The organism is Methylophaga sp. UBA3603 (assembly GCF_002375335.1).
Lineage (GTDB): Bacteria > Pseudomonadota > Gammaproteobacteria > Nitrosococcales > Methylophagaceae > Methylophaga.
Genome location: NZ_DFMC01000008.1, coordinates 352,948 through 376,608, shown reverse-complemented (window position 1 = coordinate 376,608; position 23,661 = coordinate 352,948). Strand labels below are relative to the sequence as shown.

General features: G+C 43.8%; 24 protein-coding genes and 1 riboswitch. Of the genes, 7 read left to right on the top strand and 17 right to left on the bottom strand.

What is annotated here, in order from left to right; translation table 11 throughout:
- The first annotated feature begins 40 nt into the window (after positions 1-40).
- Both B4F66_RS07200 and B4F66_RS07195 read left to right on the top strand, forming a co-directional pair.
- Positions 41-391, top strand: coding sequence for a DUF3147 family protein (locus B4F66_RS07200; protein ID WP_292357112.1), 351 nt, complete (start codon positions 41-43; stop codon positions 389-391).
- Between the two features lie 170 nt (positions 392-561).
- On the top strand, positions 562-1,608 hold the full coding sequence (locus B4F66_RS07195) for an NAD(P)-dependent alcohol dehydrogenase (protein WP_292357114.1): 1,047 nt from the start codon (positions 562-564) through the stop codon (positions 1,606-1,608).
- Between the two features lie 5 nt (positions 1,609-1,613).
- Here the strand turns inward: B4F66_RS07195 and norR are convergent, their stop codons facing one another.
- Positions 1,614-3,191 carry a nitric oxide reductase transcriptional regulator NorR gene (gene norR, locus B4F66_RS07190; RefSeq protein ID WP_292357116.1) on the bottom strand — a complete coding sequence of 526 codons (1,578 nt, stop codon included), beginning with the start codon at positions 3,189-3,191 and terminating at the stop codon, positions 1,614-1,616.
- A gap of 166 nt (positions 3,192-3,357) precedes the next feature.
- Between norR and hmpA the strand changes: the two genes are divergently transcribed.
- Positions 3,358-4,575, top strand: coding sequence for an NO-inducible flavohemoprotein (gene hmpA, locus B4F66_RS07185; protein WP_292357117.1), 1,218 nt, complete (start codon positions 3,358-3,360; stop codon positions 4,573-4,575).
- Positions 4,576-4,625: 50 nt separating this feature from the next.
- Here the strand turns inward: hmpA and B4F66_RS07180 are convergent, their stop codons facing one another.
- Positions 4,626-5,012, bottom strand: coding sequence for a diacylglycerol kinase (locus B4F66_RS07180; protein WP_292357119.1), 387 nt, complete (start codon positions 5,010-5,012; stop codon positions 4,626-4,628).
- Between the two features lie 164 nt (positions 5,013-5,176).
- Between B4F66_RS07180 and B4F66_RS07175 the strand changes: the two genes are divergently transcribed.
- Positions 5,177-5,485, top strand: coding sequence for a hypothetical protein (locus B4F66_RS07175; RefSeq protein WP_292357121.1), 309 nt, complete (start codon positions 5,177-5,179; stop codon positions 5,483-5,485).
- On the opposite strand, the gene B4F66_RS07170 is transcribed toward B4F66_RS07175, so the two are convergent.
- The 13 genes from B4F66_RS07170 to B4F66_RS07110 all read right to left on the bottom strand — a co-directional run bounded on the left by B4F66_RS07170 (position 5,482) and on the right by B4F66_RS07110 (position 17,230).
- Positions 5,482-6,174: a hypothetical protein gene (locus B4F66_RS07170; protein WP_292357124.1), complete on the bottom strand. Its 693-nt coding sequence runs from the start codon at positions 6,172-6,174 to the stop codon at positions 5,482-5,484. The genes B4F66_RS07175 and B4F66_RS07170 overlap by 4 nt on opposite strands.
- A complete protein-coding gene (locus tag B4F66_RS07165; protein WP_292357125.1) occupies positions 6,167-6,946 on the bottom strand; it encodes an FTR1 family protein in 780 nt (259 codons plus the stop codon). The genes B4F66_RS07170 and B4F66_RS07165 overlap by 8 nt, the downstream gene beginning before the upstream one ends.
- A 2-nt stretch (positions 6,947-6,948) precedes the next feature.
- The gene (locus tag B4F66_RS07160) at positions 6,949-7,287 is read right to left on the bottom strand and encodes a cupredoxin domain-containing protein (protein ID WP_292357127.1); all 339 of its coding nucleotides are present in this window, start codon (positions 7,285-7,287) and stop codon (positions 6,949-6,951) included.
- Complete coding sequence (locus B4F66_RS07155; RefSeq protein WP_292357129.1) at positions 7,284-8,609, bottom strand: ATP-binding protein; 1,326 nt, start codon at positions 8,607-8,609, stop codon at positions 7,284-7,286. The genes B4F66_RS07160 and B4F66_RS07155 overlap by 4 nt, the downstream gene beginning before the upstream one ends.
- Positions 8,606-9,265 (bottom strand): response regulator, encoded by a 660-nt coding sequence (locus B4F66_RS07150; protein WP_292357130.1) that lies wholly within the window; start codon positions 9,263-9,265, stop codon positions 8,606-8,608. Before B4F66_RS07150 ends, B4F66_RS07155 begins: the two co-directional genes overlap by 4 nt.
- Positions 9,246-9,914, bottom strand: a complete 669-nt coding sequence (locus B4F66_RS07145; protein ID WP_292357131.1) for a tetratricopeptide repeat protein — start codon at positions 9,912-9,914, stop codon at positions 9,246-9,248. Before B4F66_RS07145 ends, B4F66_RS07150 begins: the two co-directional genes overlap by 20 nt.
- Complete coding sequence (locus tag B4F66_RS07140) at positions 9,911-10,723, bottom strand: SDR family oxidoreductase (protein ID WP_292357133.1); 813 nt, start codon at positions 10,721-10,723, stop codon at positions 9,911-9,913. Before B4F66_RS07140 ends, B4F66_RS07145 begins: the two co-directional genes overlap by 4 nt.
- Positions 10,720-11,367 (bottom strand): iron-containing redox enzyme family protein, encoded by a 648-nt coding sequence (locus tag B4F66_RS07135; protein WP_292357135.1) that lies wholly within the window; start codon positions 11,365-11,367, stop codon positions 10,720-10,722. Before B4F66_RS07135 ends, B4F66_RS07140 begins: the two co-directional genes overlap by 4 nt.
- Positions 11,354-12,832, bottom strand: a complete 1,479-nt coding sequence (locus tag B4F66_RS07130; RefSeq protein WP_292357136.1) for an AMP-binding protein — start codon at positions 12,830-12,832, stop codon at positions 11,354-11,356. Before B4F66_RS07130 ends, B4F66_RS07135 begins: the two co-directional genes overlap by 14 nt.
- Entirely contained in the window at positions 12,829-13,524 is a 696-nt protein-coding gene (locus tag B4F66_RS07125; protein ID WP_292357138.1) for a thermostable hemolysin, read from the bottom strand. The genes B4F66_RS07130 and B4F66_RS07125 overlap by 4 nt, the downstream gene beginning before the upstream one ends.
- A gap of 148 nt (positions 13,525-13,672) precedes the next feature.
- Positions 13,673-15,637, bottom strand: coding sequence for an LTA synthase family protein (locus B4F66_RS07120; RefSeq protein WP_292411195.1), 1,965 nt, complete (start codon positions 15,635-15,637; stop codon positions 13,673-13,675).
- On the bottom strand, positions 15,637-16,008 hold the full coding sequence (locus tag B4F66_RS07115; protein ID WP_292357141.1) for a diacylglycerol kinase: 372 nt from the start codon (positions 16,006-16,008) through the stop codon (positions 15,637-15,639). Before B4F66_RS07115 ends, B4F66_RS07120 begins: the two co-directional genes overlap by 1 nt.
- A 250-nt stretch (positions 16,009-16,258) precedes the next feature.
- Complete coding sequence (locus B4F66_RS07110; protein ID WP_292357142.1) at positions 16,259-17,230, bottom strand: glutathione S-transferase family protein; 972 nt, start codon at positions 17,228-17,230, stop codon at positions 16,259-16,261.
- A 99-nt stretch (positions 17,231-17,329) separates the two neighbouring features.
- Between B4F66_RS07110 and B4F66_RS07105 the strand changes: the two genes are divergently transcribed.
- The 3 genes from B4F66_RS07105 (at position 17,330) to B4F66_RS07095 (ending at position 21,446) form a co-directional block, all read left to right on the top strand.
- Positions 17,330-17,725 carry a hypothetical protein gene (locus tag B4F66_RS07105; protein ID WP_292357143.1) on the top strand — a complete coding sequence of 132 codons (396 nt, stop codon included), beginning with the start codon at positions 17,330-17,332 and terminating at the stop codon, positions 17,723-17,725.
- Positions 17,726-17,774: 49 nt separating this feature from the next.
- Positions 17,775-20,294 (top strand): protein translocase subunit SecD, encoded by a 2,520-nt coding sequence (secD, locus tag B4F66_RS07100; RefSeq protein ID WP_292357145.1) that lies wholly within the window; start codon positions 17,775-17,777, stop codon positions 20,292-20,294.
- A gap of 96 nt (positions 20,295-20,390) precedes the next feature.
- Complete coding sequence (locus tag B4F66_RS07095) at positions 20,391-21,446, top strand: calcium/sodium antiporter (RefSeq protein WP_292357147.1); 1,056 nt, start codon at positions 20,391-20,393, stop codon at positions 21,444-21,446.
- A 57-nt stretch (positions 21,447-21,503) separates the two neighbouring features.
- On the opposite strand, the gene B4F66_RS07090 is transcribed toward B4F66_RS07095, so the two are convergent.
- Together B4F66_RS07090 and B4F66_RS07085 are read right to left on the bottom strand one after the other, a co-directional pair.
- Complete coding sequence (locus tag B4F66_RS07090; RefSeq protein ID WP_292357149.1) at positions 21,504-22,526, bottom strand: M48 family metalloprotease; 1,023 nt, start codon at positions 22,524-22,526, stop codon at positions 21,504-21,506.
- A 2-nt stretch (positions 22,527-22,528) separates the two neighbouring features.
- Positions 22,529-23,107 (bottom strand): LemA family protein, encoded by a 579-nt coding sequence (locus B4F66_RS07085; RefSeq protein ID WP_292357151.1) that lies wholly within the window; start codon positions 23,105-23,107, stop codon positions 22,529-22,531.
- Positions 23,108-23,300: 193 nt separating this feature from the next.
- A riboswitch (cobalamin riboswitch) is annotated at positions 23,301-23,608 on the top strand.
- The last annotated feature ends 53 nt before the right edge of the window (positions 23,609-23,661 follow it).

Below are 23,661 nucleotides of genomic sequence, written 5' to 3'. Positions count from 1 at the left end.
TACACAGAAATCAGGACAGGCTCACTAATGCAGGTGACCTATGTGGTACTACATAACTAAAGTTGTCGTTAGCGCTGTTGTTATTGTCGTAATTTCTGAACTAGCTAAACGAAGTTCCGTCTTTGGTGCCATTATGGCCTCAGTACCTTTGATTTCAGTTATTGCTATCATTTGGTTGTATCAAGAAACGGGTGATGTAACAAAAATCAGTATCTTGGCATCCAATATTTTCTGGTTGGTTCTTCCCTCTTTGGCTTTGTTTATCACCTTGCCTATTTTGCTGAACATGGGCGTAAATTTTTACTGGAGCCTTTTGATTGCCATCAGTGCCACCGTTATTTGTTATTACTTTATGCTGATTGCATTACGAACATTTGGCATTAATCTCTAGACTTATATTCCTGATGACATTCTCTATGATGTCCGCCTTATTCGTTTATTTGATTGAGGTTAATGTTCTGTTAATACCATCTGAAATATTTTAATGAATATCCTATTTATCTAAATAGCATCTCGTGTAAACCTCCCCTCAACTTGTTTAACTATAACTAGGAATCTCTTATGAAAACTATCGGTTATGCAGCTCAATCTTCTGATTCTCCCCTAGCACCGTTATCTTTTGAAAGACGTACATTACGTGCCAATGACATTGCCTTGGAAATTTTGTATTGCGGTGTCTGTCATTCTGATTTGCATGTGGCGCGAAATGATTGGGGGAGCTCGACCTATCCTGTGGTTCCTGGCCATGAAATCGTTGGCCGAGTAATCGAAGTGGGATCTGCGGTGACCAAATTCAAACCAGGTGAAAACGTTGCGGTGGGTTGTATGGTGGATAGCTGTCAGGATTGTGATGAATGCCATAATGACCATGAGCAATACTGCCGTAATGGATTTACCTTGACCTATGGCTCTCCCGATAGAATCACCGGTGATATAACTCATGGTGGTTATTCCAAACATCTGGTAGTGCGTGAAGAGTTTGTATTACGTATCCCGGAAAATCTGGATTTGGCACTTGCCGCCCCACTCCTTTGTGCCGGTATTACCACGTATTCACCACTCAGAGAATGGAACGTCGGTCCAGGTAGCCGCGTAGGTGTTGTCGGTATGGGCGGTTTGGGTCATATGGCAATTAAACTGGCGGTGGGTTTAGGTGCTCACGTAACAGTTATCAGTACATCACCGAAAAAAGAACAAGATGCCATGGATCTTGGTGCCCATGCTTTCCTGGTCTCTAAAGACGAGGCAGCGATGGAAGGCGCAGGTTCGAGCTTTGATTTAATTATCGATACCGTTCCAGTCAATCATGATCTGAATCCCTACATTCCATTGCTGGATAATGATGCCACACTGGTATTGGTTGGGCAGATCGGCCCGGTTGAAGGGCCAAATACGGCACCTATGATTTTCGGACGACGTAGGATTGCAGGCTCGTTAATTGGCGGGATTGCTGAAACGCAGGAAATGCTGGATTTTTGTGGACGTATGAACATCTTGCCGGAATGCGAAATGATCAAAATGGATGAGATTAATGAGGCATTTGATCGTATGGAAAAATCCGATGTCCGTTATCGTTTTGTGATTGATATGGCTTCATTAAGCGCATAACTTAATTAATGATTTACAACAGATTTTTTAATCGAAATGCCTAGGCGTTTTGCCATTCTGACCAAATTGGCCCGATCGATTTTCAGTGATCGGGCCGCTTCACTCCAGTTTCCATCAGCTTGTGTAACGGCCGTTAAAATACAATGTTTTTGAAATTCATTGGTAGCGGTTTTGAGATCCATGTCGAGGGATAGCATAGGTTTAATTTCAGCCGTTTTTGCAACTGAATTCTCAGCAATAGTTCTTGCTGGCAACTCAAGAAACGCTCTATTTAATGAAATAATACCGGTCGTTGTCGGTTTTGCCTTGGCTTTTAACGAAGCACGGCTGATCACATGTTCAAGTTCACGAACATTGCCCGGCCAGTGATAGCTTCTTAATGCCAGTTCAGCATCCTGAGCGAGACGTAATTGCCTGATACCTAATTTACGACTGGTTTTTTCCAGAAAGTAACCTGCCAGTAATAAAACATCCTGATCTCTATCTTTTAATGGTGGAACCTTGATTGGATAGACCGACAAACGGTGATAGAGATCGGCTCTGAAACGTCCCTCGCTAACCTCTTCTTCAAGATTCCGGTTGGTCGCAGCAATAACACGAACATTAACCTGTTCGACATTATCTTTACCCACCGGTTGTATTTCACCACTTTGTAATACCCGTAACAGCTTACTTTGTACAGCTAACGGCAACTCTCCGATTTCATCAAGAAACAGAGTGCCACCATGGGCTAATTGAAATTTACCGGCTCTTTCACGATCGGCTCCGGTAAATGCGCCTTTGGTATGACCAAATAATTCGGCCTCAGCCAATGTTTCCGGCAAAGACGCACAGTTGATATGAACTAAGGGTTTATCTTTTCGCAATGACAATTGATGCACAGTGCGTGCAACCAGCTCTTTTCCCACGCCGGTTTCACCGGTTATCAGCACGGTATAATCCGAACCGGCGACCAGCTGGATTTCGTTTTTCAACGTCTGCATGGCAGTACTTTGCCCAATCAGTTCTCCCCCATCTTTTAACAAGGCTTCCTGAGTCAGTTCCTGCACCAGTTGCTGCGCATGCTGGGCGCTAATTTCGAGCTTTTTAAACTCGAGGGCTGTTTTCAATGTGGCTGCAGACAATGCGGCTATCAGTTCCAGCGTTTTGGGACTGATTGCATTAAAACTCCCAGACTGCAGACTGTCGATGGTGACCAGACCAATGACTTTTTGGTCAGAATACAATGGCAACCCCATACAAGAATGCACCGGAAGATCGCCGGTTCTGGCTAATAGCAAACCATCATAGGGATCGGGTAAATCACAGTTATCGGGGAAAATAAGTGGTTTAGTGGCATTGCATAGCTGCTCAAGTCTCGGGTGCTCAGTTAGATAAAAACGTCGACCCAATACTTCGGAGGACAAGCCTTGAATGGCCAAAGGCGTTAGCAGGTTTTCATGCAAGCCCAATAATGCAACGGCATCGCATTTAATGGCTTTGCGAATGGATGCCAACAGGCGATCAAAACGATCATCGTTATTAATACTGTTCGCCAGATCCAGCGCGACTTCAAGTAATAATGTTGAATCAAAATCTTGCATAGCCAACTCAATTATTCAATTAAGGTCAATCTATCACTAAAAAGTCAAAAAGACACGTTTTTTCCATGTCAATATGACACATCTACTGATGAGTATTTATGTATTTAATTGATTTATATGCTTTTTTATAAATGGCACAACCTCTGCAACCTCTAAAAAGAATCCGTTGTTTGAATTAGTTAAGAGGTTATTTATGTTAGATAACAGAACCATTGAAATCGTAAAAAGTACCCTGCCATTGCTGGAAAATGCCGGGGTTGAGGTCACAGACCATTTTTACAAACGCATGTTCAGTCACAATCCTGAATTAAAAGATATTTTTAACCTTGCTAATCAGGCAACCGGAAGACAGCAGTTTGCCTTGTTCAGCGCCGTAGCAATGTACGCCAAGCATATTGATGATCTGGGCGCTTTAGGTGAACTGGTCGAAAGAGTGGCCCATAAACATGTCAGTTTTGATATTCAGCCTGATCAATATCAGATTGTCGGTCATCATTTGATTGAAACGTTGAGAGAAATGGCGCCAGAAGAATTTACCGATGAAGTAGCCGACGCCTGGGTGCAGGCTTATGGACTATTAGCCAAAGTGTTAATTGGTCGAGAACAGGATATCTATAGCGAATACCAAAACAAAAGCGGCGGCTGGACCGGTTCACGTTTATTTAAAGTGAAAGATAAAAAACCGGAATCAGAACTGGTTACCAGCTTTACCTTTGTTCCGGTTGATGGTGGTGAAATTGCCAATTACCAACCCGGTCAATATCTGGCCGTTAAAGTAAAACCTGAGCAGGCAGAAAATATTGAAATCCGTCAGTATTCTATTTCTGATAAATTCAATGGCGAAAGTTACCGGATTAGTGTCAAACGTGAAACCCAGCCAAGAGCAGGTTTGGTTTCCAATCATTTGCACGACACAGTGCAGGTTGGTGATCATGTTGAGTTAATGCCACCCACTGGGGATTTCTATTTGGCACATTTAGACAAACCGACGGTGCTGATATCTGCCGGTGTCGGTATCACACCGATGATGGCGATGCTTGGAACCCTGTTGGAGAATCAAACCGAGCAACCAACCTGGTTTTTGCATGCCTGTGAAAATAAGAATCAGCACACTTATGCCGATCAGCTTAAAAACGCGGCAAATCAGCTGGATAAGCTGCATTATTACTATTGGTATAAGCAGGATGATGCTGATGATAATCAGGCGCTAAATGGTCTGATGCAATTAGACCGCCTGCAATTTGAGCTGCCCCTGACAGATGGTCACTTTTATATTTGTGGGCCCGTTGGATTTATGCGCTTCATCAAACAACAATTGTTGGATTTAAACGTGGCTGCAGATCGAATTCATTACGAAGTTTTTGGTCCTCATAGCGATATCTGACAAATGCATGGAGAGCAAATCATTGCTCTCCACTTTTTGAATTGGCTTACTCAAACCAAGCGTTGCCAAACGCCCAGAAAGCTGGAAAGAATCACTACAGCCCAAACAAATATCGCCACACCGGCAGCTGCAGCAGCGATATCTTTAATGATGCCGATTTTATGGTTATGACGTTCTTCCACGAAATCACACATGGCTTCAATGGCAGTATTAAACAATTCTGCACTCAGGGCAAAGCCAGTTGCCATAATGATTAATGCGGCATCCACCCATTTGTGAAACCACAACGAAACCAGTACAACGATGACTGAGACAACTACTTTGTAAAGTACACTGAAGTCACTTAATACTGCATAACGCAGTCCTTTAATAATGGTGCGAAATTTTTTCAGTGGGTGATAGCCTGCTTCGCCACTTTCCAGAAATTTATTTTTCATCGCGATCACTTTATTGTCTTATGAATTCTACAGAGCATCATGGCGTGACTCTAAGCCAATTCACAATAACCTAAATCATCAAAAAAGTTGTTCGCTCAATCCTTTGACAAAATCTTCATCTCGCTATCAGTAAAGTTATCGTATAAAAATTTAGGATTTTATAAATGAAACAAATCGTGTTGAGTTTCTTCTTTGGTGGCTTTTTGCTGACAAATGCCATTGCCGTTCAGGCTGAGCAGGCACAAGTTTGTGAGGAATGGGCCAGCAAAGCCGGCTCATATATGCTATTTCGACAAATGAATACACCGATTCACGAGGCAATGGAAAACGCCATGGGTAATGTTACGCGGGGCTTGCTTCTGAGTGCCTATCAACAACCGGTTGCTGAAACTAATGAAGGTAAGCAGCAAGCTATTGATGATTTTAAAAACAAAACGCTTGAGGAATGCATTTCACAAATGCAACAGCGTTAAAACTCATATTCCAATAATGCACGCCAGTTGGTATCGGCGGTTTTGGCAGACAAGCCGGTCAGAACGCCAATTTCCCAATGCAGTTTTTTACCGGGAGAAAGACTGATATCGCCCAAAAACACTGGACCTAATGCACGAGTATCTTCGCCAGCATAAAATTCAACCGCCGGCTCAAAATAGCGAGAAAGTCGATAACGGGTTTGTAACGATAAAGCGGTTTCAAATTCACTTTCCTGCGATTCGCCCCATTCATATTTAAGCCAAAAATTGCTGGTTGCAACCCATCTCCCCCACTCTTTCAAAGCGATTAATCCTGCAGCTGCTTCCCAGTTATTATCATCACGTTGTCGTTCAAGTTCGGTTATAAGCCCCCAGTCAATACCGTATTCACCTTGCTCGGTCAGTTGCCAAAGCGCTTCGATTTCATATGCCTGTAAGCGAAAATCATTATTTTGATTATCTTCACCGATCAAATAGCCTTCAATAAACAGTCGGTCGGTAAGACTTTTGCCCACCCCTAATCGTTGAAACTGCTGCCCATCTGAATCGGTCATTCTCCATTCAATTTCACGCTCCAATGGCTGTACATAAGGCGCATAGACTTTATCGACCGGATTACCATCGGCATGACTGAGCGCCGGGAGCGTAACAATAAAAAATAAAAAACTGAGGCGTTGAAAATTAAACATGCGAAATAGCCCTTGAAAATCGTCCCGAAAGAATCACGATCAACATGAGTAACAAGCTTGTCAGATAAATTATTATCTGACTCCAGGTAGGCGTCGCTTCATACGCCATCAATGCATAAAGTAACTGACCGGGTAACGAGTGTTCACTGATAATATGAGAGCTGTCCCAGACGGGTTCTGTTGAGGCTAACCAATCTGCTTGAATAAGAAACTGAGTGGCCTGAGACATCATGCTGCTCCCTACAATCACAACCAGCACGCAGATGAATTTGGCTGCGGCTGCAGGTTTTAAAGCAATCATCAGGTGATATAAAAAAATACCGCAGCTAACCCCGATGCTTAAGCCAATTAAACTGCCTGACACGACGGATTGCAGCAAAAAATGATCACTGCGAAAGCCGGAAATATATAACATGATTTCGGCACTTTCCCGACTAATTGCCAGGATAATGGCTGCCATCATCATGCCTTTTACCAGCCGATTGGGGAGGACAATATCTCTGGAAATAAGCCATAAAAACCCCATCAGAAATACATAAATACCTATATGAATAATGGTATTGGTTATTTCCTGACCAACGCCCTCCAGCCAGTTTGATATCTCGGGTAAAAAATACGCATAAGCGCCACCGGCAATCAATCCCAGCAGAATTGCCTTGAGCAGAAAGCTACGTGCTTGCTGACTCACAGTGGTAAATGCCATGAACAGGCTTACGACCATGGCGGCTTCCAGTACTTCACGTAACACCAGAATAACGCTATTCAGCAACATGATTATTTACCGCTCTCTTTGACAATTATTCTGCCTTGGGCCGTTTTAGGAAAAAACTCACCAAAAAATGGATACGTCCCTGGCTTTAATGGGCCGACAAAAATGATCGCCTGAGTATTGCCGGGGATGACTTTTTCACGGTTAAGCTCATAACTTTCAAATTCTTCAGGAGTAGCATCTTGATTTTTGACCAGTAATTTCACCTTGGTATCAGCGGGAATCACTAGTTCATCCGGATAAAATAGATGATCTTTGATGAGGATTTCAAATACGGGTGGCGCAGCGTAACTCTTTATTGGAATCAATAGGATAGCCATGCATATAAAAAAATACTTCATCATTTATTCATCACTGCAGGAAAATCTATAATGACCTTAAGGCCTGTTTCAAATGCTGATTTGGTCAGTTTGATCTCAGCATGATGCATTTCAATAATATGTTGAACGATAGCGAGACCTAGACCACATCCGGGTAATTGGAGATCACTGTTTTCGTTCTGGTATCGATAAAACCGGTCAAAAATACGCTCATACTGGTCTGGCGGAATACCGGGACCATCATCCTCAACGGTTAATCGCACACCTTTCTCAGTGGGATGAACATGAATGACAATATGCCCCTTTGACGGTGCATATTTGTTGGCATTGTTTAGCAGGTTCTGTAACAGTGTTTCCAGGGCAAATAAATGACCATACACCTGAGCAGATTCACCAATCAATTCAATATATTGCTGACGCTTCTCAAACTGTTGATAATCTCGTGCAATAACCTCGCTGGCCAATTTGTACAGATCAATGGCTTCGGCTTTCGCTGCAATTTGCTCAGGCGCTGTCCGATACAGCATCAGGATCTGGTTGACCAGATGGCCCATCCGGTCAACAGCAGCCTGCATGAGTTGCCAATCTTCTGTGTTATCCCCGTAGGTTTGTCGAAGATTATGTAAATGTATCTGCAAGGCACTGATAGGGGTACGTAATTCATGTGCCGCATCAGCCGCAAAACGCTGTTCACGTTGAAAACTTTGGTCAAGACGCCAGAATAGTTGGTTAATAATTTTCACCAACTGACTCATTTCAATGGGCAATGGGGCCAATTCAATCGGTCTTAAATCATCAGCCTGTTTGCTGGAAAGTTGCGCAGAAAGCGTTTTCAAGGGCTTTAACCCGGTACCAATTAACCACCAGATTACTATGGCTGCCACTACGATGCCGAAAAACGCCGGTAATATGGTGGCTAAAACAATATCTTCCGCCATAGAACTGCGAACATCACTGCGTTCTCCGACGATAATCCATCGTTCAAATTGCAGATCAGGATGTACATAGTTATGCCAGCGAAAGCCTTTGAAATTGACGTCATAAAATCCTTGTTCAAATTGACTTAGCGCAATATGGGGAGCAGTTTTAGAGCGAGTTAATAATTGGCCGTTGGCATCCCAGATTTGAAAAAACAGATAATCACTGGTGGGACTTTGCGTCGAATCGACTGTATTTTGACCAATGTGAGCGGAGGCAATCAGTTCAGCGGTGTTGATTAAACGTTCATCAAACAATTGTTGTGCCGTTTCAATACTGGACTGATACCCTTTCAGTAACGACACAAACATCACCAGTACCAGAGTAGCTACTAATATCAGCAGGAGATACAGTCGGATTGATTTCATGGATTACTGATTTGATACCCTACGCCGCGGATGGTTTTAATAAAGCCTTCTGGAAGTTTTTTACGTAAATGATGAACATGTACTTCGATGGCATTACTGCCGACCTCTTCACCCCAGCTGTACAGCTTTGATTCCAGACTATCCCGGGTCTGTACACGACCAACATTCTCCATTAAGATTTTCAGCAACATAAATTCACGTCGCGGTAATTCCACCAACGCATCATCCACTTTTAACTGCATGGCTTTGCTGTCCAGACTGACGGAACCGATTTGTAATGCAGCGTGTTGCTGACTGCTCAATCGGCGTTCGAACACTCTTAATCTGGCCAGCAGTTCATCAATATCAAACGGTTTAGCCAGATAATCGTCGGCACCGGCATCCAGTCCGATGACGCGATCATTAATACTGCCACGAGCCGTTAATACTAATATAGGTACTGTAGCATTGTGCTTTCGGATCTCTGCCAGCACGTCGGTGCCATCCATATCGGGCAGTCCCAGATCCAGAATTACCATATCAGGCGGTGTAGTTTTGATGCTGTTAATCGCCTGACGACCAAGACTTAAATGATTTACCGTAAACCGGTCATGCCGCAGCGACCGCATAAGACCTTGCGCCAATGACAGATCATCTTCAATTAACAGTATTTGCATGCGTTTGGTTATTCATATGTTTGTTGACTTCTGCCAATGCCTTATCAATTTCCATTAAACGGCCTTTATCAGCCAGTGGTCTATCTGCTCTGGGTGCCGCCTTTTTCGCGAATAACAGATAAGACTCCGCTTTTTTATATTGTTTTTTATCTACTAAAAACAAAGCATAAAAATAATTACTATCAATGCCTTGTGGATTTAATCTCAATGCATTTTTTAATAGCTTTTCTGCGGTAGCCTTATCACCGAACCCCAATGGCCAACCTGGGACCTTATAATACAGTGTCCCTAATGTAGTATAGGCTGAACCATTCAATGCCTGATCATCAATTTCAATGGCTTTTTCCAGATCCGCTTTGGCTGTTTTTGCCATGGATAATGCACCAAGGCCGCCTTTAATACCGGCATAACTGGCATAAATAATTCCCCGCCAGATTAATACATCCGGTTGATCAGGTGAGAGTTTTTTTATCTCATCCGCCTTTGCAGTTAATGATTCAAACGCCTCTATCTGTTGTTTGTCAGTTAACTCATAATTGGCATGTTCCCAGGCGGATTGCAATTGCAATGCTTCAGGCGATATTGCCTGAGCCGATAGACTGAAAACAAATAATCCCAGACTATAGAATAAAACAAATACTTTTTTCATTTTGCTGCTCCTGTCCAATAACGCTGAATCAGCGGAAGTTTTTTGGCTAGGCCTTGATCCACCCAGCGACTATTGATTGAATTCAACCAACCGAATAAACGTTCGGGCCAGCCTAAGAACTGTTCACTACGTTGTGTTTTCTGATAAAAATCGACGAACTGACTTGCCACGTTTTCAACACTATCACTATGATTTCCAAGTGCTTTATTCATTGCAGTCACGTTGTCATCGTTCATTGCTGTAGTAATGGTGCGGGGCGCAAATAAACGTACAGTGATAGGCGTATCGGCTAACTCTCGACGCATTGCTTCCGTAAAGCCTCGCAGACCAAATTTGCAGGCACTATAAACACTGAATCCCGGAAACCCGAGTCGGCTGAATGCCGAACCGATATTGATGATCTGGGCTTTATCTGCTTTTCCCAGTAATGGGAGTAGTAAGCGTGTTAATTCGATAGGTACCATTAAGTTGGTGATGAGCATCTTCTGAATGCTGCTTTCATTCATCTCTTTGAGTGGACCGAAATGATTGCTGGCCGCATTATTAATTAATGCATTAATACCTCTGGGAAACTGTTGGCAATACGAAAGCACTGCCTGACGGCCTTCACTTGTCGTTAAATCACTGGCAATGCAGTGATGTTGACCACCTAATGTACGATTAAGCTGTTCCAGTTGAACATGATTCCGACCACACAACACCAATAAAAAACCTTGAGCAGACAAGACTTTAGCCAGTGCAGATCCCAGTCCACCGGTGGCACCGGTTAAAACGATAGTGTTGGACGATGAATTCAGGGGCGTATTCATACTGTAAGGCTCCGAAAAATATCGCCATACAAACGATAGAACATTTTGCTACTGTGAATGATCAGTTGTTGTGCCTCTGGATCGTCAATCCGGTTCATCAAAGCTTCAAAAAATTTCACATGCTCCTGATCCAAAGCGCCATGTGAACGTAGATAACTAAAGGCTTTATCAGGCAAAAACAACGCATTTTGAATCGCTGTCGCGGCATTATCTGCGGTGGCAATACTGGTGCCCTCAAGTACATGAACCATGCCAAAAAAACCCAGTGGATTGACGCGGAAAACCGTATCGTAGGCATAGGCCACCATCAGCTCGGTGGCAGAATTTGGACGACTGTTTCGCACCAATTCTTTATCATGACCGCATGCAGCGATATCATTCAGAATCCACTCTTGATGCCCCAGCTCTTCTTCGATATATTCCGCAACAGCTTCCCGTAACCACTCATACTGTTCTGGCAATTGTGAGCCAACGGCCATCAGCAATGGAACGGTATGTTTAACGTGATGATAAGCCTGCGTTAGAAAAGCTATATAAAGATCCAGCGTCACTTCACCCCGCATCGCCTGATTAATAATTGGGGCAGAAAATAAGTGTTGTCGCTCAACGTCTGTCTGCTGGCAGAGTGTGTCAAAAAATCCCATACTGTGACTCCTGATAGATAGCTTCCAAATCATGCTGAAAAAAAGTAAAAATTCGATCGCGTTTTGGTCGACCATTGGCTGTGAGTAGTCCAGCTTTTGCTGTTAACGGCTGTTCAAGACGCTGCCATTTGGTAATTTGTGCGTAGACTGGAAGCTTTTTATTAACGTGTGATAGCCAGTTTTCCAATGCGGCATCGTTTAAATGGGTATAAATTAATGCGGTGCAATACGGTTTAGCATCACCAAACAAAATACATTGCAAAATCCCAGGACGAGCAAGTACTTCGCTTTCTACCCATTCGGGATTTATATTTCTACCGTAACTCGAAATGAGCAGCTGTTTTTTACGTCCCTGGATGACTAAGAATCCATCCTGATCCAGATAGCCCATATCGCCGGTGGAAACAGTATTTTGATGTGATAGGTCCGTGCCGATATAGCCCAGAAAAGTATTACCCGACACCATTATTTCACCCTTTTCAATTTGGATATCTACATGGGGTAATACCTTTCCGGCTGTTCCAGGATTGTCTTGTACTGGCGTATTGAGACTGACCACTGAACTACATTCAGACAAGCCATATCCTTCATATACTGGGAGACCAATCTGACGAGCACGTTCAATCATTTCGCTGGCGACGCGACTTCCCCCTACCGCAATAAATTGCAAGGATTCAGGTGGCTGCCATCCCTGTTCAGCGGCGATTAGTAAAGCCGACAATAATTCTGGAACCAGAATCAGACTTTCTGGTTGATAATGCGAAATGGTGGTTAATAACTGAAAAATGTTGCCTGACAGACTGCCGGAAAAACCGGTTTTCTCCATGCCAAGTAATATAATCTCTCCACCACTTAATAAAGGTGTGTAAAGCCCAGCAATATTTTCCAGTAATGTGCTTAATGGAAGTAAGGCCAGATGCCGAACATTTTCCATTTTCAGCACGCTTAATAAACTCTGACTGACTTGGTATTGATTGTCGTTACTCAGGCACACCCCTTTTGGGTCGGCTGTTGATCCTGAAGTAAATGTAATTTTTGCCGTGCCAGGAGGCAATGCGATGACTGAGATATTTCGGCAGGCTGTAAAGGTCAACATCAAACTTTTTACAAAGTGACTTTCACCCAGAAACTCATCATCAATCATTAATGGACGATCATGAATCAGCCCAATAGCCCCCGCACTCTGTAGTGCATGTTGCAGTTGATCTGGGGTAAAAAATAATGGCAATGGCAATAAAATGATTCCGGCGCGCTGTGCTGCCAGATCCATAATCAACCATTGCACGCTGTTATCAGCCAGTAAACCAATAACCTGATGTTGATATTCCATTAATTCGGTTGCGACCGCTTCAACCTGCTGCATCACCTGTTGACGTGTTCGTTGCTGAACGTCATCTAGCACACAAATGTTGTCTGGCTGTTCAATGGCTAGTTTTTCAAAGGATTGTAAAATTTTGCTGTTCATTGACGAATTATCCTCGCCGTGCTTTCCACAAAATCCTGATGGGTTTCCAGTAACGATTGAATCACCTGATGTTGGCGCAGGTGTGCAATAGCTGTCGCAAGATGACCAGCCAATACCATCGGTTGATGTTGGTAATAACTGCCCCACTGTTGAGTTTTATCAATCAAACGCTGGGGATCAGCTTCACCTAACATGATGGTTGAGAGCTGGAGTCGAGAAATCAGATGCCTGACCTGGCGGGTTGCAGTGAATACCACCCACTGATAGTTAGCCTTATCCAATACGGCGGCCAGTAAAATAAATAATAATGGACTACCACTATTAAAACTGGCTGCCAAATTACCTATTTCGACCATGTCCGACCGTTGGGTGTGGACACCATACAACTTCAGGGTGTGTTCAACTGGCTGCGAAAGATATTGTTCCAGAAATAATGGGTGCTGCTGAACCGGTTGAAAACCAATGGCAGAGTCAATCTCACCTTCCATATGACTGGCGAGAAAGTACGGCAAAAAATGGCAGATTTCCGCTCCGAAAGCATCATTAAACCGCTCACTGATAAATGACTGAACAGCCGGTTTATCAATTGATTGATTATCTATGAACGAAAGTGATTTATGTGGAAACAACAAACGTTGTTGCCAATGCTTTGCAGTCTTCAGTGTCGTATTATTTAATATGGTTGCTTCCATAAATCATCTCCAGATGTTTATGGTTGCCTAGCATAAAGCCGGATACTTAAGAAAAGCTTAAGCTGCTTTTAAATCTAACAGTGATAAAAAAAAGCCTGAAACTATCTGACAGATAATTTCAGGTCGGTTATTTATTTCCAGACTGTTTTTACTGTATTAAATTGGGCATATCGTAACGTTGTTCCCGATACAGCCATGAGGGTAATAGCACATGTGCCAACGCTTTTCGTTCATCTTCTGCAGCGGCAGGCCCGATGATTTTCAATTGCCGGGTACTCGGTGAATAATATCCTTCAAGCGCCGTATTTTGCGGCCTGAGAACAGTGACTTTCTCACCCTGCATCAAGGCGTAATAGTCGGCAAATTGCATCAAAGCCCGGCCGCTCGACTGCTGCTCTCTTTCCAGACTTAAATCACGGCCAATCATCGGGGTTTCCGCACTTATTCCCATTAAGGATAACAAGGTAGGCGGCATATCAATCTGACTGGCAACTGTGGGTATGCTCCGTGGCTGGATATCCGCGCCTAAAATTAGCCCTGGGATCTGAAAGCGCTCTATCGGCACTAAAGCATCACCAAACACATTCAAGTCATGATCGGCAATCACCAGAAATAGGGTATCTTTCCAGTAATCGCTTTGCATAGCCTTATCAAAAAACTGGCCCAACGCATAATCAGCATATTTCACTGTATTGGTATTACTGTGTTTAACAGGATTGTCTAATTCAATGCGGCCATCGGGAAATTCATAAGGTGAATGATTACTGGAAGTGAATACCAAGCTGAAATAGGGTTGTCCTTCAGCATGTTTTTGTTGCAGTTGCTGGTGCGCTTTATTCAATAAATCTTCATCGGATACACCCCAACTTCCGGTAAAGACCGGATTGTCATAATCATGCTGATCAATCACCGACTCGAAGCCATTGCCAATAAAAAAGCTCGCCATATTGTCAAAGTGTGACTCTCCACCATAGATAAACTCAGTGAAATAACCTTGTTGCTTTAATAGGTCGGCAATGGTGAAAAAGTTTTGTTGAGAGAGCGATAACTTCACCACACTTCGTGCAGGCGTCGGCAAATAGCCACTGATTACCGCCTCGATACCTCTCACTGATCGGGTGCCGGTGGCATAAAGCTGTTCAAACCACCAGCCTTTTTTCTTTAGGCGTTCAAGTTCAGGAGTGACAGAATATTCGCCGCCAAGCGATTCCACAAACGTAGCTCCCATACTTTCTTGCAGAATAATCACCAGATTGAGTGGCTTATCTCGCTGTACAGAGGCCTGACGGGTATTCAAGGTGGGAAATTTACGCTGAGTATCTTCATCAATCCATGGATAATTTTTATGTAGTTCCGACAGGATCGCTTCATCAGTCATCGTGCCATACACTTCAGCAGCATTGGATTCGTGCTGCATATTGTAAATCGCAAAATATACTGACCAGGCTGAGTTCAGCATAAGACTATTGACCATGGCATCCGGTGTCAGAGCAAAGCTGGACGGATTGGCAGGTCGATGACCAATAGACGATCGAATCATTAAAGCAAGTATCAGCAGCAACAGTGGCCAGGCAAGCCAAATCTTCCATACTGGCCAGGGTTTCTGATTATTGTTCAACCAGCGCTGCAATAGTTTTACTGCCACGCTGCCGGAAATAACGGTGAGGGTCACTCCAATCAATAACGGCCAACGAAAACCCTGCCAAAGTGTGGCAAAGACTTCTTTTGGATAACGTAGATATTCCACAAATAAGCGGTTAGGACGCAGATCATACTGACTGATAAACGCGGGGGTAGAAGCTTCCATAAAACTGATAAGGACAATAACCAGCACGCCCCAAATCAGAACCAGTTTTTGCCAAATCTTCCATCCTAATTGATTTGCCAGTAATGGCAAGCCCAGCGCCAATGGCACAAGCAGCATACCCATCATAATCAAATCTGCACGAATTCCTTGCCAGAAAATAGTGGGCAGTGATGTCGCAGCAACCACCCTATCCCACTGCCACACGACTAAGCCTATACGCGATAAACTCAGAATAACCAAGCCGGTGAGAAGCAGCTTTATCAATATCAGATAAGGGCCAAAAAAAGACTGTAATTTAGTCATCATCAGCCTCGCACTATTAATGGCCACAAGATGGTCAGCCAGGTAGCCAGAGCGATAATGAGGGCAATAAGCACCGCCAGAGAACCATAGTCTTTGGCTCGTCCCGATAGCAGATGAGGTTCGGTGCTAATACGATCAACAACGCATTCAAATGCTGAGTTCAGTGCTTCAACCATTACCACAAGCAATAAAACCGTGATCATGGCTAGTCGTTCAACGGATGATACCTCGAGAAAGAAACTCCCAATGCCTGCAATTAATAACAGCAGAAAGGCTTGTCGAAAAGCGGTTTCATAACGCAGTGCAGCGAAAAGCCCCTGTATGGAATAACCAAAAGCATAAAGCAGCCGTTTGCATCCAGTATGTTTTTCCACAAAATTGCCCCATTACTCAAAATGAGGCTAATGCTACGACACCAATACTTAACTAAACCTTACGGAATTGAATTTTGTTTGATTAGTCAGTCTTTTTGTTTTAAATCTTGTCTAGAAGTTAATAGCATCAATTAACGGGAGACTTTATGAGATCCAAACTAACTTTCTGGCACTATCTTGTTATGGGGATTATTGCCTTTGGTTTTATTGATGCTGCGGTGATGTTTTATCTTGCCACCATGCATTGATATCAGCGTCGGGTATGTGGACGATCCAGATTTAAGATTGGCCCGGCAGGAACCACACCCGTTGGATTAATCGTTTTATGACTACGATAATAATGATTTTTGATGTGTTGCATGTTGACGGTTTCAGCCACGCCGGGCCATTGATATAACTCACGAACGTATTCAGAAATATTCGGATAATCTTCAATGCATTTCAGGTTGCATTTGAAATGGCCGTGATACACGGCATCAAAACGAATCAATGTGGTAAACAATCGCCAGTCTGCTTCGGTAATATCATTACCGACTAAATAGCGATTTTTGCTCAGACGCTCTTCAACCTCATCCAATGCATTAAATAATGGAAAAACAGCCTCTTCATAAGCCTGTTGTGTGGTGGCAAAACCCGCTTTATACACACCATTATTAATGTTGTCGTAGACATCATCATTAATGGCATCAATTTCTTGTCTTAACGCCTGGGGATAATAGTCACCGGCCTTGGCACCGATTGAATCAAATGCACTGTTGAACATACGGATAATTTCAGCAGATTCATTGCTGACCATCGTGTTCTGCTTTTTGTCCCACAACACCGGTACCGTTACCCGTCCACTGTAATCTGGATCGGCAGTGGTATAAATCTGATGCAGAAATTTCGCCTGATGCAGCGGATCTTCAATCACCCCTTCCGCGTAATCAAAGGTCCAGCCATGTTCCAGCATCAATGGATTGACTACCGAAAGGGAAATCATATCTTGCAGATTTTTAAGTTTGCGAAAGATAAGCGTTCTATGTGCCCATGGACAGGCTAAAGAAACATATAAATGATAACGACCCGCTTCAGCTTTAAAACCACCCTCTCCACTTGGACCGGCACTTCCATCAGCAGTCACCCAATTGCGGAACTGTGATTTGCTGCGAATAAATTTTCCCTGATTGGAATCTGTGTCATACCAGCGATCGACCCACTGGCCTTCCATTAATAAACCCATAAAATACCTTCCTTAAAATAGTTGGATGTTTGCTGTAATTTTCATTGACTGTTTTATTGGCGAAGCTCACAATTTGTGCACTTGATAGCGAATAAGTTCATGAAACATCTCCACACACAGCAGCTTGACCAGCACCCTGCCAATTTCTGGCAACTGTTTGTATTGCTATTTTTGCTTAATAGCCTGGCCTTTGCTGGCTGGGTAGATTTCCGTCAGGTAACGGTTTCAGCCCACTCCGGTTTTGTCGCCGAGTTCGATCAGCTTACCTTAGCTAATCAACGTGATCATTTCCGGTCCCTGTTAGATATTGAAAATCTGGCTACACCAAGTGTAGATGATGGTGATAACGAACAACACTGGCTGGTTTATTCATCTGTTCTGATACTTCCTGCTGCGGCACTATTGCTTGCTGAGGATCTGTATTATTTGACGTTACTGATTATCAGTGACGGCAAATATCATTTACCGTTAAATCGCGCACCTCCACTCCAATAATCCTTTTAAAAACTTTTTTGTTTAACGAAGCTTTCTTCGAGGATTATGTATGCGTTCATTCTATTCACGGGCTGTTTTATTCAGTCTGATTATTATTGTGGGCTTGCTTAGTGCATTGCCTAATGTGTTGCCGCATTCTACGACACAACATTTACCTTCCTGGTTTACCGACAATACCTTTAAATTAGGATTGGATCTTAGTGGTGGTTCCCATTTGCTGATGCAGGTGGATATCGATGATTTACGACTAAATGATCATCAGCAATTAGCTGAACAGATCACAGATGCTTTACGTGAGGCAAGAATCTTTATTCAGCCAGTTTCAGTCAATAAAAACCAGCTGATTATCATCCCAAAAGATTCCAACCGCCTGACTGAAATCAAGCAAATCGCTCGTTCCTATATAAAAGATCCAAAAGGTGGTTTGGCCTTGTTTTCAATAGAGGATGACCATAATCGCTTAACCATTACCCCCACTAAAGCGCATAGCGAAAATCTTACGAAAGATGCCGTTGAACATAGCTTGAAAGTTGTTCGGCAGCGTCTGAACGAAAGCGGTCTGGTTGACCCGACTATTACTAAACAAGGTAGTGATGGCATTCTGGTGCAATTACCTGGGGTGGATGATCCAGGTTATATCCGCACCCTGCTTGGAACCACCGCCAAAATGACCTTTCACTGGGCGGCTAATGCAGAAACATCGGGTGTAATCAAAGCTCAGGGTATGACTGAAGGTGAAGTCTATACTCTGGAAGAGCGGGTGGCGCTTGAAGGTCAGCATATTAAGGACGCCAATCTGGTATTCAGTCAGGAAAATGGCCAGCCAGTGGTCAGTTTTGAGCTGGATAAAGAAGGTGCCCGGTTGTTTGGTGAAATGACCAAGAACAATATTGGCCGCTCTTTGGCGATTGTATTGGACGATAAAGTTATTACCGCTCCGGTTATCCGCAGTGTCATTGCTGGTGGTCGTGGAGAAATCAGCGGTTCCTTTACGGTGGCAGAAGCCAATGAACTTGCCTTGTTGTTACGTGCCGGTGCATTACCTGCACCACTAAACGTTATAGAAGAACGTACGGTGGGACCGGATTTAGGCAGTGATTCCATTTCGATGGGTATTACTACAGGGGTGATTGGTGCCATATTGGTATTGGTCTTTATGCTGGCTATTTACGGCAGCTGGGGTTTTATTGCCAGTTTGAGTCTTACGCTCAATATAGGTCTGATTTTTGGTGTTTTGAGTGTATTAGGTGCGACACTGACACTGCCTGGAATTGCCGGAATTATTCTGAGCATTGGTATGGCAGTTGATGCCAATATCCTGATAAATGAACGGATCCGCGAAGAAACCCGTCGTGGCAAACGTGCACTAATTGCTTTGGATGCTGGTTTCAGACGCGCTTATAGTACGATCCTGGATTCCAATATCACCTCATTGATCGCGATCAGTCTGCTGTTTATGTTTGGCAGTGGTCCAGTGCGAGGTTTTGCCGTGGCAATGGCGATTGGTCTGATTACGTCAATGTTTACCTCGATTTCTTTTACCCGGTTATTGATGGAATGGCGGGTAAAGCGGATGCCAAAACAGACATTACTAAGTATTTCGGGTATAAAGTCGCTGGATCGTCTCAGCAATAGCAAGATTGATTTTATGCGGGGACGGTTTGTAGGTATTACGGTTTCTGCCATCCTGTCACTGGCAGCGATTGGTTTATTCTTTCAACCCGGTTTGAAATATGGCATCGATTTTAGCGGCGGCACGGTGATGGAAGTGCAGGCGCCAGATACCAATGTTGAACAACTGCGTAAAGCCCTGCAGGATAAAGGTTTTACCCAGGCAGCAATCCAGGAGTTTGGAGATAATGACTATTATCTTGTACGGTTACCTATGGAAGGAGCCGAACAAGTAGCGAGTGGTAAGGTGGTTGAAACCATCAAAACCACGGTAACGGAAATATCGGCTGATGCCAGTTTTCCGCGTGTTGAAATGGTTGGACCAAAAGTCAGTGGTGATTTCCGCGATGCCACTATTCTGGCCATTGTATTTGCCGGATTCGGCATGCTGGCGTATCTGTGGATCCGTTTTGAGTACCACTTTGCTTTAGCCGCTACATTAACCATTGCGTTAGATTTAACCAAAACCATCGGTTTTTTTGTACTGGCCGGGGTAGAGTTCAATCTTACGGCGGTTGCTGCGTTATTGGCATTGATTGGTTATTCGGTGAATGACAAAGTGGTAGTGTTTGACAGGGTTAGGGAAAATCTACGCTTAACGCCTGACAAACCGATGCTGGAATTACTTAATGAAAGTATCACTTCAACGCTGACTAGAACGGTCTTTACGTCAGTCACCACATTTCTGGCATTAATACCGATGGCAGTTGCCGGTGGCAGCGCAGTAGCTAGTTTTGCTCTACCGATGTTATTCGGTATCGTGATTGGTACAAGTTCATCGGTGTTTATCGCTGCACCGATTGTGTTTTGGATGGGCCAGCAACGCTTACGCAAAGGTCTGCCACAATTACGACTTTCTGCTGAAGAAATGCAAAAGAAACTGGACGCCATTATGTAGATAAATTCAGATTTAAATTTAAACGCTAAGTAATTAATAATTAATGCTTTATGGTGAACAAGATCTCACTGTAAAGCATTTATCAAGGATAAAAAGATGACGTGGTTGATGTTGGTTGCAGGATTAATTCTACTGATTATAGGAGCTGAATTACTGGTGAAAGGCGCCTCGCGTTTAGCAACCAGTTTCGGAATTCCCGCTTTAGTGGTTGGTTTAACGGTGGTGGCATTTGGCACCAGTGCTCCTGAAATGGCTGTCAGTGTCAAAGCGGCTTTTTCCGGTCAGGCTGAACTGGCCATCGCCAATGTGGTGGGCAGTAATATTTTCAATATTCTGTTTATTCTCGGTCTCGCGGCTTTAATCATGCCGTTGATGGTTTCACAACAATTGATCCGTCAAGACGTACCGATAATGATTGGCATCAGTTTTGTCGCGTTGTGGATGATTCAGGATGGCACCATTGGCAAACTTGAAGCAGCCATTTTGTTAGCTGGTGTTATTTTATACACGGTGTTTCTGTTTTATCAGGGCAAAAAAACGGGCATTGATGCAACAGTAGAGGTTGATGAGAAACCGGCACCGACCTGGCTAAATATATTACTAATTATCGTCGGATTAGCCTTGCTGGTTTTGGGTGCGCGCTGGTTGGTTCAAAGTGCGGTGACGATTGCCTCATCGTTTGGTGTCAGTGAAGCCGTTATTGGCTTAACCATTATCGCCGCTGGCACGTCACTTCCAGAAGTCATGACCTCTGTTGTTGCGACCATCAAAGGTGAACGGGATATTGCTATTGGTAATGTGGTAGGAAGCAATATCTTTAATATTCTGGCGGTATTGGGTTTGTCGGGTTTGTTTTCCCCTACTCCATTACTGGCAAGCGAACAGCTGATGCAGATTGATGTACCTGTTATGTTGGCTGTGGCGATTTTATGTTTACCCTTATTCTTTTTGGGAAGCACGTTAAATCGATTTGAAGGCTTCTTATTCCTGGTGTTATATGTCGCCTATGTCTGGTTTACCATTGCAATGGCCTTGTCTTTACCGTACCTCCCACAACTGCAAGCCGGACTAGTCTATGGATTGGCTCCACTGGTTGGCTTTTACGTGTTACTTTGCCTGGTAAACGATTTATTACGCAGACGCTATAATTAGTGTTAACCATTATCTCTCACTTCAAATAGGTATTATTTGGGGTGAGGGATAATTATTTTATGGAGCATTTTCTATCTCAGGCCAGCCGTTAATCTCCGGGTCAAACCCGGGTTCCAGCGCCTGTATTCGTTTTACCAAAGGTGGATGTGTAGACAGCATTCCAGACATTTTATTTGAAAGCTCGGCAAACAACATGTGCCTAGCCTCTTCCAGTTCATCATGTCTGACTTTATTGGCACCTTGTTGACTGAGGGCCCCTATTTTTTTTAACGCGCCCGCTAACGCAATAGGATCACCGGTATAACGTGTGGCATCCGCATCAGCAAGATATTCACGTTGACGAGATATCGCTGCCTGCATGATTTTTCCCATAAAAGCCCCTAGTAATCCCAGTAGAATCAGAGCAATTCCGATTAACAGTATTTGAGCACCACCTTTTCTGCCGCGCCCACCTGAATGCATCAGAATCCGTCCGACAACATAAAGTGCCATCAAGCCGTGAATCAAACCGATTACACGAAGGTTGAGCCGCATATCGAGGTTACGAATATGAGCAAATTCATGGGCGACTACTGCTGTCAGCTCATCACGATTCAATAACGTTAATGCGCCACGAGTCACGGCAATAGCCGCATTATCGGGAGAGCTACCCGCAGCGAAAGCATTAATTCCGGGTTCGTTTTCAATGATAAAAACCTGCGGTGTCTGAATGCTGGCTCCCAGCGCCACTTCCTCAACGATGTTTTGATAACGTGTAACCAAGGGATCACCGGTTATCTCGTTAATATCAGTCGCTCCCAAAGCCTGAGCAACCTTTGCACCGTCACCGCCCATGGTGACTATTTTCCAAACAGAGGTCAGAACAATCACCATAGCAACGCCGGCAGCAACCAACCCAAATAGTTGCCAGTTAACCATTAATTGTTCAGTCTGATTAATACTGTCGCCGCTCATCCTGACAGAAGCCAGCGAGGCAATCACGGCTGCAATCAACGCCACAGAAAAAATAAACAAAGTCATCATCAATCGACTTTGTTTTCGGGCATATGCACCCAGTTGATAGCTGCTCATTGCAGCCATTTTTAAAACTCAACCTTGGGCGCGTCTTGAATCGCTTCACGGTCATCAAACTCCAGCTCTGAGGCGCGAGTAAAGCTGAACATATTGGCTAGGATATTGGTCGGAAAAGTTTCCAGAACATTGTTATATTCAAGCACCGTATTGTTGTAGCCGCGGCGCGAGGCTGCCACTTTGTTTTCAATGCTGGTCAGCTGTTCCATCAGATCACGGAAAGCACCATCCGCTTTCAGATCCGGATAAGCTTCTGATAAAGCGAAGATGCCGCCCATTGCTTTACCTAACACACCTTCAGCCTGTCCAAGCGCCAGCATTGACTTTGCATCGCCCGAGTCGGTTTGATCACGCATTTTTTCTGCTTGATTGCGGGCTTCAATTACCCCATTAAGCGTTTCCTGTTCATGCTTGGCATAGCCTTTAACGGTGCTGACCAGCTGCGGAATCATGTCGTGACGTTGCTTAAGTGTAACGTCTATCTGTTTGAATGCATTCTGGAAGATATTGCGATGCCGAACCAATTTATTGTATTCAATAATCACATATAAAATCAGCAGGCCGACAATCCCTAGTAATATCCATTCCATATTTACTCTCCTTCTATTGAATTTAATGTCGTGATTGATTATGGATTAGTTACCCATAGTATTAAACAGCTTACTGACTATGAAAGCTAAGGGCTATTAACGTTCAGCCAAATACTATCTCAAAATCACGATCAGTCTTATTAACGTATTACTGCCAATATCGCATAGTTTGACTGATTACCATTTGTCTGTATTATCGCAGGCAGTTTCAGGTGCCTTTATTGCTACATGTGATTAAGGTTAAACGGGAAACAGGTGCGCCTCTTATTTGGTTATTCCTGTACTGCCCCCGCAACGGTAAACAGTTATTTCATTGCTCTGGTCGCTATCTGCCTGATAGATCGACAGTCACTGTACTTAACAGTATGGGAAGACGAGACATGATGCCGAGGATCTGTTTTTATCTTTCATCGCCAACATTCGTAATGGCCAGTAAAGAAAATCAGCCCCCAATATGGCTAAGCTGTAAGTCCGGAGACCGGCCCGAAGCTAACTAAGGAGTCGTGGCGGGGTGCCTGAACGTTCCGAGATTACACCCATACTGTCCCCTGCCC

Coding starts and splice junctions, on each gene's coding strand:
- B4F66_RS07200 (WP_292357112.1), top strand. CDS start 41: ATGTGGTACTACATAACTAAAGTTGTCGTTAGCGCTGTTGTTATTGTC.
- B4F66_RS07135 (WP_292357135.1), bottom strand. CDS start 11,367: ATGGGATTTTTTGACACACTCTGCCAGCAGACAGACGTTGAGCGACAA.
- B4F66_RS07175 (WP_292357121.1), top strand. CDS start 5,177: ATGAAACAAATCGTGTTGAGTTTCTTCTTTGGTGGCTTTTTGCTGACA.
- B4F66_RS07180 (WP_292357119.1), bottom strand. CDS start 5,012: ATGAAAAATAAATTTCTGGAAAGTGGCGAAGCAGGCTATCACCCACTG.
- norR (WP_292357116.1), bottom strand. CDS start 3,191: ATGCAAGATTTTGATTCAACATTATTACTTGAAGTCGCGCTGGATCTG.
- B4F66_RS07130 (WP_292357136.1), bottom strand. CDS start 12,832: ATGAACAGCAAAATTTTACAATCCTTTGAAAAACTAGCCATTGAACAG.
- B4F66_RS07170 (WP_292357124.1), bottom strand. CDS start 6,174: ATGTTTAATTTTCAACGCCTCAGTTTTTTATTTTTTATTGTTACGCTC.
- B4F66_RS07165 (WP_292357125.1), bottom strand. CDS start 6,946: ATGTTGCTGAATAGCGTTATTCTGGTGTTACGTGAAGTACTGGAAGCC.
- B4F66_RS07145 (WP_292357131.1), bottom strand. CDS start 9,914: ATGAAAAAAGTATTTGTTTTATTCTATAGTCTGGGATTATTTGTTTTC.
- B4F66_RS07085 (WP_292357151.1), bottom strand. CDS start 23,107: ATGGAATGGATATTACTAGGGATTGTCGGCCTGCTGATTTTATATGTG.
- B4F66_RS07150 (WP_292357130.1), bottom strand. CDS start 9,265: ATGCAAATACTGTTAATTGAAGATGATCTGTCATTGGCGCAAGGTCTT.
- secD (WP_292357145.1), top strand. CDS start 17,775: ATGCGTTCATTCTATTCACGGGCTGTTTTATTCAGTCTGATTATTATT.
- B4F66_RS07155 (WP_292357129.1), bottom strand. CDS start 8,609: ATGAAATCAATCCGACTGTATCTCCTGCTGATATTAGTAGCTACTCTG.
- B4F66_RS07125 (WP_292357138.1), bottom strand. CDS start 13,524: ATGGAAGCAACCATATTAAATAATACGACACTGAAGACTGCAAAGCAT.
- B4F66_RS07090 (WP_292357149.1), bottom strand. CDS start 22,526: ATGGCTGCAATGAGCAGCTATCAACTGGGTGCATATGCCCGAAAACAA.
- B4F66_RS07160 (WP_292357127.1), bottom strand. CDS start 7,287: ATGATGAAGTATTTTTTTATATGCATGGCTATCCTATTGATTCCAATA.
- B4F66_RS07110 (WP_292357142.1), bottom strand. CDS start 17,230: ATGGGTTTATTAATGGAAGGCCAGTGGGTCGATCGCTGGTATGACACA.
- B4F66_RS07195 (WP_292357114.1), top strand. CDS start 562: ATGAAAACTATCGGTTATGCAGCTCAATCTTCTGATTCTCCCCTAGCA.
- B4F66_RS07095 (WP_292357147.1), top strand. CDS start 20,391: ATGACGTGGTTGATGTTGGTTGCAGGATTAATTCTACTGATTATAGGA.
- B4F66_RS07120 (WP_292411195.1), bottom strand. CDS start 15,637: ATGATGACTAAATTACAGTCTTTTTTTGGCCCTTATCTGATATTGATA.
- B4F66_RS07105 (WP_292357143.1), top strand. CDS start 17,330: ATGAAACATCTCCACACACAGCAGCTTGACCAGCACCCTGCCAATTTC.
- B4F66_RS07140 (WP_292357133.1), bottom strand. CDS start 10,723: ATGAATACGCCCCTGAATTCATCGTCCAACACTATCGTTTTAACCGGT.